We start from the raw sequence: 13807 nt of genomic DNA, 5'->3' as shown, positions 1-13807 counted from the left end.
CGGGGCAGCCGCTCCCGCCGGGGCGGATGCCCCCCGGAAGGACGACGGTGTTCGATTCGACGCAGCTGCTCTCCACGGTGCGCGAGCACCTCGACGAGGGGGACGTGGTCGGCGACGACGACGAGTTCCGTGCTCGTCTCGAGGCGCACCTCCCGCGCCTGGTGGAGCTGCTCGCGCAGGTCTACGGTCACCGCGAGGACCTCGCCGAGCAGATCCTCGGCGTCGTGGCCCTCGCCGCCGCGGCCAGGGCCCAGCGACCGGAGGAGCTCCGCGCCCTCGACCGGACCCGCGAGCAGCATCCCGACTGGTTCCTCTCGAACACGGCGCTCGGCGGCGTCTGCTACGTCGACCGCTTCGCCGGCGACCTCGAGGGCCTCCGCGCCGAGATCCCGTACTTCCGCGAGATCGGGCTCAACTACCTGCACCTGATGCCGCTCTTCGACGCCCCCGAGGGCGAGTCCGACGGCGGCTACGCGGTGTCGAGCTACCGCCGGGTGCGCCCGGACCTCGGAGACATGGACCAGCTGCGCCTGCTCGCCGCGGACCTCCGCGCGCAGGGCATCGCGCTCGTCGTCGACTTCGTCTTCAACCACACCTCGAACGAGCACGAGTGGGCGCAGCGGGCGCTCGCCGGCGAGAAGCGGTTCGAGGACTACTACTGGATCTTCCCGGACCGCGAGCAGCCCGACGCGTTCGAGCGGACGACCCGCGAGATCTTCCCCGAGGACCACCCCGGCTCCTTCGTCCCCCTGGAGGACGGCCGCTGGGTCTGGGCGACGTTCCACCGCTACCAGTGGGACCTGAACTACTCCAACCCCGAGGTCTTCCGCGCGATGGCGGGCGAGATGCTGTTCCTCGCCAACCAGGGGATCGACGCCCTGCGGATGGACGCGGTCGCGTTCATCTGGAAGGAGCTCGGCACGACGTCGGAGTCGCGCCCCGAGGCGCACCAGCTCCTGCGGGCCTTCAACGAGGTGTGCCGCCTGGCCGCTCCGTCGCTGCTGTTCAAGTCCGAGGCGATCGTGCACCCGGACGAGGTCGTCGAGTACATCGACGTGCAGGAGTGCCAGCTCTCGTACAACCCGCTCCAGATGGCGCTGACCTGGGAGGCGCTCGCGACGCGCGACGTCCGCCTCCTCGCGCAGGCCCTCGAGCGCCGTCACGCGCTGCCGGAGGGCACGGCGTGGGTCAACTACGTGCGCGGCCACGACGACATCGGCTGGACCTTCGCCGACGAGGACGCCGCGGAGCTGGGGATCGACGCGGGCGGGCACCGCCGGTTCCTCAACGACTTCTACACCGACCGGTTCGACGGCAGCTTCGCGCGGGGCGTCCCGTTCCAGGAGAACCCGCGCACGGGCGACCGGCGCGTCTCGGGGACGACGGCCTCGCTCGCCGGCGTCGAGGCGGGCGACCCCTACGGCATCGAGCGGGTCCTCCTCGCCCACTCGATCGCGCTCAGCACGGGCGGGCTGCCGCTGCTCTACCTCGGCGACGAGGTCGGCCAGCTGAACGACTACGGCTACCGGGACGACGCGACCACCGCCGGCGACTCGCGCTGGGTCAACCGGCCCCGCCGCCCCACCGAGCGCTACGCCCAGCGCGAGACCCCGGGGACCGATGCGGGCGAGATCTTCGGCGGTCTGCTGCACCTCATCGCGATCCGCAAGGCGGTGCCGCTGTTCGCCGGCAACGCCCTCACCGTCTTCGACGCGCAGAACCGCCACGTGCTCGGCTACCAGCGCCCGGGCGACGGCGAGGCGCTGCTCGTGCTGGCGAACGTGTCGGACGAGGTGCAGGAGATCGCGCCGGAGCGCTTCGGCGGCCTCGATCCGGTGGCCCTGGATCTCGTGACCGAGATCACCGTCGACCTGCGCGAGGGCTTCCGGCTCGCTCCGCTGCAGTTCGTCTGGCTGCGGGTGGCGACGCCGCGCTGATCGGCCCCCGGCGCGGAGGGGGAGGCTTGTAGCCTGGAACGATGACGTCCCGCGATCTCCTCCACCGTCTCGTCCGGGATGCGCGACTGGCGCGGAAGGTCGGCAGCGACCTGCTGGCGTCCCGTCGGGCCAGGGCCACCGTGGCGCGGATCCTCGCCGAGCGGGCGCCCCTGCCCGAGGACCGGTTCGAGATCGGCGTCTACTTCGCCGACGGCGACATCAACCTGTACCAGGTACGGCAGTGGTACCGCCCGCTGGTCGAGCTCGCGAAGACGCATCCGGTCGTCCTGCTGACCCGCAACGCGAGCGCCGCCGCGATCCTCCTGCGCGAGAGCCCGGTCCCCGTGGCCTACGTCCGGTCGGTCGTCGACCTCGAGGACACGATCGCCCGCCAGCCGCTGCGCATCGTGCTCTACGTCAACCAGAACGCGCGCAACTTCCAGATGATGCGCTACGGGCGACGCTGGCACGTCTTCGTCAACCACGGCGAGAGCGACAAGATGTACATGACCACGAACCAGTTCAAGGCCTACGACTACAGCTTCATCGCGGGGGACGCCGCCCTCGCCCGCCTGCACCGGGTGCTCTGGGACTTCGACTTCGCCAATCGGGCGATCCCGATCGGCCGTCCGCAGGCCGACCACTTCGCCGGCCGCACGCCGTTCACTCCGGACGAACGCCAGGTGGTCCTGTACGCCCCGACGTGGGAGGGCGACCGGGCGGCGGCCGGCTACGGCTCCGTCGCGAGTCACGGCGTCGCCCTCACGAGGGCGCTCCTCGCCGATCGCCGCTTCCGCCTGGTCTACCGGCCGCACCCCCGCAGCGGAGCGGTCGATCCCGCCTACGGAGCGGCGAACCGCGAGATCATCGCGCTCATCACCGCGGCGAACGCGGCCGACCGCAGCGCCCAGCACGTCCACGACACCGGCGGCGAGCTCGGCTGGCAGCTGGCCGCCGCCGATGTCGCGATCCTCGACGTGTCGGCGATGGTCTACGACCGGCTCGCGACCGGGCGCCCGCTGATGGTCACGCGACCCGTCAGCGCCGACGCCGACGTCGACGAGTCGGGCTATCTCGGCGACGCGGAGTGGCTCCTCGCCCGGGACGCCTCGTCGATCGCGTCCCGGATCGACGGCCTGGAGCACGACGCGGAGGCCGTCGAGCGCCTGCAGCGCTGGGTGGGGCACTACTTCGGCGACACGCGGCCGGGAGCGGCGACCGAGCGCTTCCACGCCGCGATCGAGCACCTGCTGGAGGAGTGGGAGCACCACGCCGCCCTGCACCGCGACGATCCGGCCGTCGACGACCACGATCCGGAGGGCTGACGGCAGGCTGACGGCACCCGAGTCAAGTCCCGGTCGAGGCGGAGGGGCGCGTTCTGCGCGCCGCTACGCTCGTCCCATGAGGACCAGACGCATGTTCGCCCGCGCCCGACGGCGCACGGCGGCGCCGACACCGCCCGCGGTCGACTCCGACATCGTCGTGTCGGCCGACCAGGAGCGCCCGGTCTTCACCATCCGCTCGTTCCGCATCGGCCTCTTCGGCGGTCTGGGCGTGCTCGTCGCGCTGGTGCTCGGCGGCCTCGTGGTCGAGCTCAGCACGGTGCTCACCTACGTGTTCGTGGCGCTGTTCTTCTCGCTGGGCCTGGACCCGCTGGTGTCGTGGCTCGAGCGCAAGAGGATCCCGCGCGCTCTCGCGATCACCATCGTGTTCGCGGTCGTGGTCCTGGGCTTCGCGGGGCTGCTCCTCTACATCATCCCGATCCTGGTCGCGCAGCTCACTCTGTTCGTGACCGACGCCCCTCGGATCGTCACCGACATCGCTTCGCAGCCCTGGGTCCTCGATCTGGAGCAGCAGCTGCGGGGCGTGATCAATGTCGACGAGCTGATCCAGACCGTCCAGACCTTCATCGGCGACCCGCAGAACCTGCTCTCGCTCGGCGGCGGTCTGCTCGCGGTCGGGACCGGCATCGCCAGCGGCGTCACCGGCGCGATCATCGTGCTGATCCTGACCCTGTACTTCCTCGCGTCGCTGCGCTCGATGAAGTCGGTCGCCTACCGCTTCGCCCCGGCCTCTCACCGCGCGAAGGCCCGCGAGGTCGGCGAGGAGATCACCGGAGCGGTCGGCCGCTACGTGGTGGGCCAGGTGACGCTCGCGGGCGTCAACGGCGTCCTCACGTTCATCCTCCTGGTCTCGATCGGCGGACCGGTGCCGGCGCTGCTCGCGTGCGTGGCGTTCCTCGGATCGCTGATCCCGCTCGTCGGCACGATCTCGGGAGCGGCGATCATCTCGCTCGCCTGCCTGCTCGCCTCGCCGCTGACCGCCCTCGTCGCGGCGATCTACTACCTCGTCTACATGCAGGTCGAGGCGTACGTGCTCAGTCCCCGCATCATGGCGCGCGCGGTCTCGGTGCCCGGCGCCGTCGTCGTCATCGCGGCGGTCGCCGGAGGCACCATCGCGGGTGTGCTCGGCGCGCTCGTCGCGATCCCGGTCGCCGCCTCGATCATCATCGTCGTGCAGAAGGTCGTGTTCCCGCGGCAGGACGGGAAGTAGGGCGCTGCTGCCCGCGAGATCCGCCGATCAGGAGTAGTCGGGCAGGGTCGCGTCGACGCTCCGGACGAACGCCTCCACCGACGGCGGCGGCGAGCCCTGCACTCCCGTCGCGAGGACCGGCGGCAGTGTCCGGGTGACCAGCGGCACGACTCCGGCCCAGACGCCGTCCGTCTGCTCGGCGTCGTCGGAGGGCCCTGCCGCGCGGATCTTGACGCTCGCCTCGGTCAGCGGCATCCGGAGCACCAGCGTCGCGGCGATCTCCCGTGAAGTGGTCGGGCGCACCTCCTGCGCGCGTCCGGGGAGCAGGCGGTCGACGAGCACGTCGAGCGCCCGGCGCTTCTCCTCGCCCTCCAGGGTCTCGGCGGCGCCGAGGATCATGGCCGAGCGGTAGTTCATCGAGCTGTCGAAGGTGGATCGCGCGACCACGAGACCGTCGACGAGCGAGACCGACACCGTCAGGGGCGCGCCCTGCGCGGCGGAGCGCAGCAGTCCTCCGCCGCTGGACCCGTGCAGCAGGAGGGAGTCGCCGTCGCGCGCGAACAGGATCGGCAGGACGATCGCGGCGCCGTCGCGCACCACGGCCACGTGCGCGACGAGCGCCTCGTCGAGCAGGGCGTCGAGGACGGCGCGGTCGGTGACCTGCCGCTCGCGGATCCGGGTGACTCGGGTGCGGTCGGTGACGGGGAGGGTGCTCATGCTCCGATCCTGGCGCGCATCTGGATCTGTCAGAATGCCACCGGGCCGCGATCCGAGTGGTCCAGAGCGGAGGATTCCATGGCGTCCGGTGATCTCGAGATCCCGCTGCTGCTGGCACCGTCGCCCCGGGGGTCGGTCCGAGCGCACCTCGCGGAGGCGCTGCGCGCCGCCGTGCTCGACGGCCGCTACGCCCCCGGTGAGCCGATCCCGTCGAGTCGCGTGCTGGCCGGGCAGCTCGGAGTCTCGCGCGGGTCGGTCGTGGCCGCGGTGGACCAGCTGGTGGGCGAGGGCTACCTCGTCGCCGAGCCTCGCGCCGCCGTGACGGTGGCGGCCGACGGCGTGGTGGTACCGGTGCACGTCACGAGGCCGAGCGGGGAGCGTGCTCCGGCCGAGCGCACCGCGCCGCTCCTGGACCTGCGGCCCGGCCGTCCGGACACCCGCGGCCTCGACACCCCGGAGTGGCGCGCGGCCTGGCGGCCGGCCCTCGCCGCACCGCCCTCGGCCCTTCCCGCGCCGACCGGCGATCCCGGCCTCCGCGCGCAGATCGCCGACCAGCTCCGGCGCTCCCGCGGCGTCGACGTCACTCCTGCCGACGTCGTGGTCACGAGCGGCACCGCCGACGCCGTCGCGCTGCTCGTCCGCGCCGCCTCGACCGCGCTCGGACGCTCCGTGCGGGTCGGAGTGGAGGACCCGGGCTACCCGGCCGTGCGGCGCCGCCTCCTCGCCGAGGGTCACGAGGTAGTCGGCATCGGTCTCGACGCCGACGGGATCGACCTCGCGGCGCTTGCCGCGGCCCGACCCGACGTGGTCGTCGTCACTCCCTCGCACCAGTACCCGACCGGCGGCCGACTCGCCCTCGCCGCCCGCCTCGAGCTCGTACGGCGTGCGACGAGCGAGCGGATGCTCGTGATCGAGGACGACTACGACAGCGAGTTCCGGTACGTCGGCGCTCCGCTGCCCGCGCTCGCCTCGCTCGACGCGACCGGGGGAGTGGCGCACGTCGGCTCCTTCTCGAAGACCGTGTCGCCCTGGCTGCGCGTCGCATACCTCGCTCTGCCGGCGGCGTCGTGGCTGCGCCCGGCGCTGGCCGGCCTCGACTCCGAGCGCGACGCCTCGGTCTCGGGTCCGACTCAGGAGGCGCTCGCCGCCTTCATGGCGGGCGGTGCGTTCCGCCGGCACCTCACCCGCACCCGGCGGAGGTACGCGCACCGGCGCGAGCTGGTCCGCGCGTTCTCGGAGCGGATCGGCTGGGGCGAGGCCCGCGGGCTCGACGGAGGGCTGCACGTCGTCCTCTCGCTGCCCCGCTCTCTCGCGGCGGCCGAGGTCGCCGCCGCACTGGCCCGGGAAGGGCTCGAGGTGGCGACGCTGGACGCCTACGCGCTGTCGGGCAGGGCGGACCGACCCGCGCTGGTCCTCGGCTACGGCCACCTCACCGACCTCGAGCTGACCGCCTCGCTCGGGACGATCGACCGCGTGGTCCGGCGCCTCGCCGACGAGCGTGGTATCCCTGAGGGATGACCTCCGACGCGCTCCACATCACCGACGACCCGGACGCCGACGCGCTGCTGACGCGCGATCCGCTCGCCCTGCTGATCGGCATGCTCCTCGACCAGCAGGTCGCGATGGAGACCGCGTTCGCGGGCCCGCTCAAGATCGAGCAGCGCCTCGAGGCCCGCGGCACGTCCTTCGACGCCGAGGCGATCGCGGCCCTCGACGAGGAGGCCTTCTCGGAGCTCTGCCGCACTCCGCCGGCCGTCCACCGCTACCCCGCCAACATGGCGGGGCGCGTGCAGACGCTCTGCCGGGCGATCGTCGACGACTGGGGCGCGGACGCCTCTGCGATCTGGACCCGCGACGAGCCCGACGGGAAGGCCGTGCTCGCGCGCCTGAAGGCCCTGCCCGGTTTCGGCGACCAGAAGGCGCGCATCTTCCTCGCGCTGCTCGGCAAGCAGCGCGGCTTCGACGGTGCGGGCTGGCGCGAGGCCGCCGGCGCCTACGGCGAGGAGGGCTCGTTCCGCTCGGTCGCCGACATCGTCTCCCCGGAGTCGCTGACGAAGGTGCGCGCGACGAAGCAGGCCGCGAAGGCCGCGGCCAAGGCGTCGAAGTAGCGGAGCCCCGCTAGAGCCGGTCCTCGATCGCGGCGATCAGCGCCGGTCGGTCCTCGCGCAGGATCGAGGATCCCGCGCCGGGGATGCTGCGCACCTCGATGCCGTGGTCCGAGAGCACTCCGGCGAGCGACGGGTGCGCGATCGGGTCCTCCGGGAGCACCGCGAGTGTCGGCACCACGACGATGTCGGGGGCGTCGGCGGCACCGCGCACGGTGAGCCCGGCGGCGGACGCCGGATCCCAGAGCCGGTGCGCCGAGACGTCGAGCTCGATCTGCTCGTCGGTCCAGATCGGGTGGCGGCGCCGCAGCTCGCCGGCGTCGCCCTTCTCGATCTTCGTCAGGGAGCGGGAGCCTCGCAGAGCGGCGGCCGGCCCGCGGGAGTCGGAGAAGGCGGGGTCGAGCAGGATCACGCGCTCCGGCCGGTACTCGTCCGCCAGTCGCGCCGCCACGACCGCGCCGAGGCCGTGCCCGATGATCAGGTCGGGGGTCTGCAGCACCGAGCCGCGCACGTCCGACGCCCAGCGCTCGGGTGAGTAGGCGGTCGACTTCGGCGAGCCGCCGTGCCCCGCGAGATCCGGAGCGATCACCCGGTAGCCGTGCTCGTGCAGCGTCGGCACGAGGGCGTACCAGGTGCGCGAGTCCGAGGCGAGACCGTGCAGGAGGAGCGCCACGCGGTCGCCCTCGCCGCCGTAGTCGCGGACGTGCAGCTCGAGCGGCTCGTAGGTGCCGGCGGTCAGCGCGCGCTTGCGCTCGGAGCGGGTCGGCTCGATCACGAGTGCGTTGCCGAAGACCTGCGGAGCGGGACCGAAGGCGTCCCGCGCGTTCTGCACGACCTTCCGGCCGAGCATCGCGTTGCCGACGCCTCCGATGGCCGCGCCCACGCCGAAGGGCATGGCGCGCCCGACCAGGCCCGCACCCTGCTGCGTCAGGAAGTGCCGGGTGAAGGAGCGCTTCGCGCGATCGGCGAGCTCCCCGACGAGGAACGAGGGGAGCCCCTTGGTGACGACCGAGCCCCAGTACTGGGTGAGGCCCGCCCCGCCGGCCGCCTGCCCGGCGACCTGGCGCACGAGCTCGCTCCCGGAGGAGCCCATCATCAACGTGAGAACGAGGGCGCGGGCGCGCTCCGGGTCCTCGAGCCGGATGCCGTGCACCTCGGTGACCGACTGCGCGAAGAGGGCGCTCGCCTCGAGGAACCCGACGGCGCCGGCGCCCGAGAGCGCCACGGAGGCGGCGGTGCCGATGCCGGGGACGACGGCCGTCGCTCCGATGGCCGCCCCGCCGGCGGCGACGCTCGAGAGGTACTGCCGTTCGAGCGAGGTGACGAGCTGCTCCGGGCTCGCATCCGGCCGGCGGCGGCGCAGCGCCCGGATGTTCGCGAGCACGGCCGGCCGCTGCACGGCGAGCACCCTGTCGAGGAGCTTCGCGAACTGGGCGGAGTCGACCGCTCCGGGCTCCGACTTCTCGATGTCCCGGCCGCGGTCCTTCGGCGCCATGTGCTGCAACTCCTGCGTCGTCCGGGTGCCGATCGCTCGGCTCCGTCGTCAGTCGGCGGGAGTCGGCGGCTTCGGCGCGTAGTCCTCAGCGTAACGCGCGAGCACCTGATCGATCGGTGCATCCAGCACCAGGGAGCCCTTGTCCAGGTAGAGCCCGCGGGTGCAGAAGCGGCGGAGGTCGCGCTCGTTGTGCGAGACGAAGAACAGCGTGCGCCCGGCCGCCAGGAGCTCCTCGATGCGGGCGTAGCACTTCTCGCGGAAGGCCTTGTCGCCGACCGCGAGCACCTCGTCGACGAGGATGATCGGCTCCTCGAGCCGCGAGACCACCGAGAACGCGATGCGGACCTTCATGCCGCTCGAGAGGTGCTTGTAGGGGGTGTCGAGGAAGTCCTGGATCTCGGCGAACTCGATGATCGAGTCGAAGCGCTCGTCGACCTCGCGCCGCGACATGCCGTGCAGCCCCGCCGTGAGGTAGACGTTCTCGCGCACGCTCAGATCGGCGACGAACCCGCCGGTGATCTCGATCAGCGGAGCGACGCCGCCGCGCACCTCGACGACGCCCTCGTCCGGGAGCACCACTCCCGCGACGAGCTTCAGGAGGGTCGACTTGCCCTGGCCGTTGCGGCCCACGACCCCGATGGCCTCGCCCCGCCGCACCTCGACGTCCAGACCGCGCAGGGCCCAGAACTCGCCGGGGCGAGAGCGGCGCGCGCGGCCCGCGAAGAGGTCCTTGAAGGAGCGGGTGCCGCGGCGGTTGCGCCGGAACCGGATCCCGAGACCGCGGCACGCGATGACGACCGGCTGCTGATCGGGGGAGGACGTCGAGGACATCACAGCTCCTTCAGCACGGCGCGCTCGGAGCGGCGGAACACGATCAGGCCGACGACGAGCAGGAGCACCGAGATCAGGGCCGAGGTGAGGATCAGCGGCACGTCGAGCTCGCTCGCGAAGAAGGTGGAGCGGTAGAGGGCGAAGATGCCGCTCAGCGGATTGAGCGCGGCCCACGGCTGGATCTCGACCGGGAGGTTGTCGGTCGAGTAGATGATCGGCGACGCGTAGAAGAGGAAGCGCAGCACGAGCTTGATGACGCGCTCGAGGTCGCGGAAGAAGACGACCAGCGGAGCGACCAGGAGCCCGACGCCGAGCGTCAGCACCCCCTGCAGGAGGATCGCCACCGGGAACAGCAGGACGGCCCAGGTCACCTCCGCCCCGGCGACCACCGCGAACAGCACCAGCACGGGGATGCTCGCGACGAACTCGATCCCCTTCGACAGCACGATGCGGCCGACCCAGATCGTGCGGGGGATCGACGTCGAGCGGACGAGCTTCGCCTCCTTGAGGAACGCGCGCGTCGCGTCCGAGGTGGCCTGGTTGAACCACATCCAGGGCAGGAGCCCGGCGAGGAGGAAGACGATGTACGGGTCCTCGCCGACCGAGCGGTCGAAGACGACGGTGAAGACGAAGTAGTAGATGCCCGACATCACCAGCGGGTCGAGGATCGACCAGAAGTAGCCGAGGGCGCTGGTCGCGTAGCGGACCGTCAGGTCGCGGCGCGTGAGCAGCCAGAGGGAGTGGCGGTAGCGCCAGCCCGACGAGCGCCGGTGCCGGTCGGCGACCGCGGTGCCCGCCCCGCCCGCCGTGCTCGTGCCGTCCGCTCTGCTCACTGCGCGCGACTCCTCACCCGGCTCGGATCGAGCCGGGGAGGGTCCGGGCGTCAGACGAAGAGGTTCGCGCGCTCGAGGTCCTCGGCGAAGTCCACCTCGACGGCGTAGAGGTCGGAGATGTCCATCGGCTCGACGAGCAGTCGGTCCTGCTCGATCGCCAACTCTATGCCACGCTCGAAGTAGTCCTGGGCGTCGACCCGGGCGAGCTGGCGGATGAGTGCGGGCTTGTCGGCCGCCGAGACGTAGTTGATGCCGACGGCCTCGCCGAGACCGCCGCGGACGGTCTTCGAGAGCTCCTCGATGTAGCCCTCGGCGCTCGTCGTGTACTTGACCTCCTCGTCCGAGACCTTCGCGGTGTTCACCGTGACGAAGGAGGCGTCCTTCGCGATGAGGGCCGCGGCGCGGTCGAGGATGCGCGGGTCGAAGACCACGTCGCCGTTCATCCAGAGCACGCCGCCCTGGCCCGAGGCCTGGAGGGCGCGGAGGAGGCTCTTGGAGGTGTTGGTCTGGTCGTACTGCTCGTTGTAGACGAACGACGCCGACGGGAACGCCTCGATGATGTGCTCGAGCTTGTAGCCGACCACGATGCTGACGGGCGCCGAGGCGCCGAACGCGTGGTGGATGTTGTCGAACTGCTGCTGCATGATCGTGCGGCCGTCGCTGAGCGGCGTGAGCGGCTTCGGGAGGGAGCGGCCGAGACGGCTGCCCATGCCGGCGGCGAGGATCACGACGGTGGCGGGCGTGCTGGTCGTGCCGCTCGCCTGGCCCCGGTTCGTTCCGTTGTTCGTCATCGTCTGCTCGTCTCCTCGAATTAACCGCTGCGTATCGATCTGATTGCTCCTCGGGTCGAGGGATAGTGTACAGTCCCCGCCCTCGAGGGCCAGGGTGGTTGACCTCGGCCGTGTCGGCGGGTGCGGCGCGGGCCCCGGCCGACCGGCGGCCGGGCTTGATACCGTTGCCGGATGACGTCGACGAACGCCGAGGGGACCGAGCGCTCGCCGCGCCCCGCTGACCCGGAGGACGCCGTCCGTCCCGATGCGCCCGCCGATCCGGCGTCCGAGGGGCACCCCGTCGTCTACGAGCTGCACGCCGTCACCCGGACCTTCGGCCGCACCGTCGCGGTCGACCGCCTCGACCTCGCGGTCCGAGCCGGGACGTTCTACGGCATCATCGGCCCGAACGGCGCAGGCAAGACGACCACCCTGTCCATGATGACCGGGCTCCTGCGCCCCGACTCCGGCCGCGTCCTCGTGCACGGCGTCGACGTCTGGAAGGACCCCGCGGCGGCCAAGAAGCTGATCGGCGTCCTGCCCGACCGCCTCCGCCTGTTCGATCGCCTGACCGGCGCCCAGTTCCTCTTCTACGCCGCGGCCCTCCGCGGGATCGACAAGGCCACCGCCAAGCAGCGGGCGCAGGAGCTCGCCGAGGCGCTCGGCCTGACGGACGCGCTCGAGCGCCTCATCTCGGACTACTCGGCCGGCATGGCCAAGAAGGTCGCCCTCGCCGGAGCGATGATCCACGCGCCGCGGGTGCTCGTCCTCGACGAGCCGTTCGAGTCCGTCGACCCCGTGTCGTCGGCGGCGGTGATCACCGTGCTCCGCCGCTTCGTCGCGGGCGGGGGCACCGTCGTGCTCTCGAGCCACGGGCTCGACTTCATCGAGCGCGTCTGCGACGACGTGGCCGTGATCGTCGGGGGCCGCGTACTCGCCGCCGGAGCGGTGGCGGACGTCGCCGGGACCGTCACCCTCGAGGAGCGCTTCCTCGAGCTGGCGGGCGGCAAGCAGATCGCCGAGGGGCTGCAGTGGTTGCACGACTTCTCCGGCTGAGGCTCGACGTGCTGCTCGGGGCGTTCCGCTCCGGGCCCGCCCGCACCGCGGGGGTGCTCCTGGGAGTCGTCGTCGCGATCGCGGCCGCAGCGGGGATGCTCGCCGGTCTCGGCGCCCTGGGCGAGGATCCCGCACTCGCGGCCGATGCGACCATCGCGGTCGGCGCCCTCGTGACGGCCGGGTTCCTCGTGCTGCCCTTCCTCCTCGGTCCGCTGGATCCGATGGACCCGCGGGCGTTCCGGCTCTTCGGGATCCCCAGCGCCCGCCTGGCCGCCGCGCTCGCCCTCGCGGGCCTGATCTCGGTGCCGGTGCTGGCGCTGCTCGTGGTCGCTCTGGCGCTGGTGCCCGTGTTCGCCGGTGCAGGGGTCCTCGCGGTTCTCGGGCCCCTGGTCGCCGTCGCCACCGCGGTCCTCTGCGCGCGGATCGGTCTCGCCGCCTCGGCGGCGCTGGTCCCGTCGCGCACCGCCCGCGAGCTCCTCGCGATCCTGGGCCTCGTGCTGCTCCTGGCGGTCCCCGCGGTGCTGGTCGTCGTCACCGGACTCGACTGGGGCGGAGCCGGGACGCGCGCTCTCGACTCCCTCGCGTCGGCGCTCGGCGCGACTCCGCTCGGTGCCGCGTGGGCGATCGCCCCGAGCGCGGTCGCGGGCGACCCCGCCGGTCCGCTCGTCGTCGCCCTGCTGACACTCGCCGCCCTCGGCGGGCTCTGGTGGCTGCTCGTGCGCCTGCTCGTCGAGCGGCCCGAGCGCACCCACCGTCCGGCGCGGGGACTGCGCCTGGGCTGGTTCGACGTCCTCGGCGCCTCGCCCGCCGGAGCGGTCGCCGCCCGCAGCATCACCTACTGGATCCGCGATCCGCGCTATCAGGCGTCGCTCGTCGCCGTGCCGGTGCTGCCCGTCGTCGTGATCGTGCTGCTCGCCGTCGTCCAGGTGCCGTTCCCGCTGCTGTCGCTCCTCCCGGTGCCGCTGGTGGTGCTCTTCCTCGGCTGGTTCCTCCACAACGACGTCGCGTACGACGGCTCGGCGTTCTGGCTGCACGTCGCGGCCGGAGTGAGCGGACACGCCGATCGCCTCGGCCGCGCGTTCCCGACCCTCCTGCTCGGGCTCCCCGTCGTGGTGCTCGGCTCGCTGGTGTCGAGCGCGACCTCGGGGCTCGACGGTGCGCTCCCCGTCCTGCTCGCCGCCAACACCTGCCTCCTGCTGGTGCCGGCCGGAGTGGCGAGCGCCGTGTCCGCGGGGCTCGCGTACCCCGCCCCGCGGCCGGGCGATAGCCCGTTCGTGCAGCCGGAGGCACCGGGAGCCAGCGGAGCCGGGCCGCAGGCGCTGGCGTTCGGGCTCGGACTCCTGCTGGCCGCGCCCGCCGTGGTGCTGGCGATCCGCGCGCTCTTCCTCGATCCGGAGGTGGCGTCGGCCGCGGTGCTGACGGGCTTCGGCAGCGCCGTGGCCGTCTTCGCTCTCGGCGTGCTGGTCGGCGGATGGCTCTTCGACCGCCGGGCCGCCGACCTGGTCTCGTTCACGAGCCGGTACTGAGCCCG

General features: G+C 72.5%; 12 protein-coding genes. 7 read left to right on the top strand and 5 right to left on the bottom strand.

Going from position 1 to position 13807, the window contains the following annotated elements; genetic code table 11:
* Window positions 1-47: 47 nt before the first annotated feature.
* From ASF46_RS11220 to ASF46_RS11210, 3 genes are all read left to right on the top strand, one after another.
* A complete protein-coding gene (locus ASF46_RS11220; protein WP_056867697.1) occupies window positions 48-1937 on the top strand; it encodes an amylosucrase in 1890 nt (629 codons plus the stop codon).
* A 41-nt stretch (window positions 1938-1978) separates the two neighbouring features.
* Window positions 1979-3262, top strand: coding sequence for a hypothetical protein (locus ASF46_RS11215; RefSeq protein ID WP_056867696.1), 1284 nt, complete (start codon window positions 1979-1981; stop codon window positions 3260-3262).
* A gap of 76 nt (window positions 3263-3338) precedes the next feature.
* A complete protein-coding gene (locus ASF46_RS11210) occupies window positions 3339-4490 on the top strand; it encodes an AI-2E family transporter (protein WP_235576929.1) in 1152 nt (383 codons plus the stop codon).
* A 27-nt stretch (window positions 4491-4517) separates the two neighbouring features.
* Here ASF46_RS11210 and ASF46_RS11205 read toward each other — a convergent pair whose 3' ends face one another.
* On the bottom strand, window positions 4518-5186 hold the full coding sequence (locus tag ASF46_RS11205; RefSeq protein ID WP_056867694.1) for a pyridoxamine 5'-phosphate oxidase family protein: 669 nt from the start codon (window positions 5184-5186) through the stop codon (window positions 4518-4520).
* Between the two features lie 78 nt (window positions 5187-5264).
* Here ASF46_RS11205 and ASF46_RS11200 point away from each other — a divergent pair, with 78 nt between their 5' ends.
* Both ASF46_RS11200 and ASF46_RS11195 read left to right on the top strand, forming a co-directional pair.
* Window positions 5265-6704 (top strand): PLP-dependent aminotransferase family protein, encoded by a 1440-nt coding sequence (locus ASF46_RS11200; protein WP_056867693.1) that lies wholly within the window; start codon window positions 5265-5267, stop codon window positions 6702-6704.
* Window positions 6701-7294, top strand: coding sequence for an HhH-GPD-type base excision DNA repair protein (locus tag ASF46_RS11195; RefSeq protein ID WP_056867692.1), 594 nt, complete (start codon window positions 6701-6703; stop codon window positions 7292-7294). Before ASF46_RS11200 ends, ASF46_RS11195 begins: the two co-directional genes overlap by 4 nt.
* A gap of 10 nt (window positions 7295-7304) precedes the next feature.
* On the opposite strand, the gene ASF46_RS19155 is transcribed toward ASF46_RS11195, so the two are convergent.
* The 4 genes from ASF46_RS19155 to ASF46_RS11175 all read right to left on the bottom strand — a co-directional run bounded on the left by ASF46_RS19155 (window position 7305) and on the right by ASF46_RS11175 (window position 11241).
* Window positions 7305-8786 carry an alpha/beta fold hydrolase gene (locus ASF46_RS19155; protein WP_157602454.1) on the bottom strand — a complete coding sequence of 494 codons (1482 nt, stop codon included), beginning with the start codon at window positions 8784-8786 and terminating at the stop codon, window positions 7305-7307.
* A 48-nt stretch (window positions 8787-8834) separates the two neighbouring features.
* Window positions 8835-9617, bottom strand: coding sequence for an ABC transporter ATP-binding protein (locus tag ASF46_RS11185; protein ID WP_056867691.1), 783 nt, complete (start codon window positions 9615-9617; stop codon window positions 8835-8837).
* Complete coding sequence (locus ASF46_RS11180) at window positions 9617-10348, bottom strand: ABC transporter permease (RefSeq protein ID WP_230674088.1); 732 nt, start codon at window positions 10346-10348, stop codon at window positions 9617-9619. Before ASF46_RS11180 ends, ASF46_RS11185 begins: the two co-directional genes overlap by 1 nt.
* 152 nt (window positions 10349-10500) lie before the next feature.
* Window positions 10501-11241: an NTP transferase domain-containing protein gene (locus tag ASF46_RS11175; RefSeq protein ID WP_082485443.1), complete on the bottom strand. Its 741-nt coding sequence runs from the start codon at window positions 11239-11241 to the stop codon at window positions 10501-10503.
* A gap of 171 nt (window positions 11242-11412) precedes the next feature.
* Here ASF46_RS11175 and ASF46_RS11170 point away from each other — a divergent pair, with 171 nt between their 5' ends.
* Both ASF46_RS11170 and ASF46_RS11165 read left to right on the top strand, forming a co-directional pair.
* Window positions 11413-12276, top strand: coding sequence for an ABC transporter ATP-binding protein (locus ASF46_RS11170; protein WP_082485442.1), 864 nt, complete (start codon window positions 11413-11415; stop codon window positions 12274-12276).
* Window positions 12252-13802 (top strand): ABC transporter permease, encoded by a 1551-nt coding sequence (locus ASF46_RS11165; RefSeq protein WP_157602451.1) that lies wholly within the window; start codon window positions 12252-12254, stop codon window positions 13800-13802. Before ASF46_RS11170 ends, ASF46_RS11165 begins: the two co-directional genes overlap by 25 nt.
* Window positions 13803-13807: the final 5 nt, after the last annotated feature.

The organism is Rathayibacter sp. Leaf296 (assembly GCF_001423045.1).
In the GTDB taxonomy this organism is placed as follows: domain Bacteria; phylum Actinomycetota; class Actinomycetes; order Actinomycetales; family Microbacteriaceae; genus Rathayibacter; species Rathayibacter caricis.
This window is presented reverse-complemented; position numbering and strand designations above follow the sequence as displayed.

Excerpts from the sequence above, each read along its gene's own strand:
- ASF46_RS11185 (WP_056867691.1), bottom strand. The coding sequence starts at position 9,617 with ATGTCCTCGACGTCCTCCCCCGATCAGCAGCCGGTCGTCATCGCGTGC.
- ASF46_RS11210 (WP_235576929.1), top strand. The coding sequence starts at position 3,339 with ATGAGGACCAGACGCATGTTCGCCCGCGCCCGACGGCGCACGGCGGCG.
- ASF46_RS11170 (WP_082485442.1), top strand. The coding sequence starts at position 11,413 with ATGACGTCGACGAACGCCGAGGGGACCGAGCGCTCGCCGCGCCCCGCT.
- ASF46_RS11195 (WP_056867692.1), top strand. The coding sequence starts at position 6,701 with ATGACCTCCGACGCGCTCCACATCACCGACGACCCGGACGCCGACGCG.
- ASF46_RS11200 (WP_056867693.1), top strand. The coding sequence starts at position 5,265 with ATGGCGTCCGGTGATCTCGAGATCCCGCTGCTGCTGGCACCGTCGCCC.
- ASF46_RS19155 (WP_157602454.1), bottom strand. The coding sequence starts at position 8,786 with ATGGCGCCGAAGGACCGCGGCCGGGACATCGAGAAGTCGGAGCCCGGA.
- ASF46_RS11205 (WP_056867694.1), bottom strand. The coding sequence starts at position 5,186 with ATGAGCACCCTCCCCGTCACCGACCGCACCCGAGTCACCCGGATCCGC.
- ASF46_RS11215 (WP_056867696.1), top strand. The coding sequence starts at position 1,979 with ATGACGTCCCGCGATCTCCTCCACCGTCTCGTCCGGGATGCGCGACTG.
- ASF46_RS11175 (WP_082485443.1), bottom strand. The coding sequence starts at position 11,241 with ATGACGAACAACGGAACGAACCGGGGCCAGGCGAGCGGCACGACCAGC.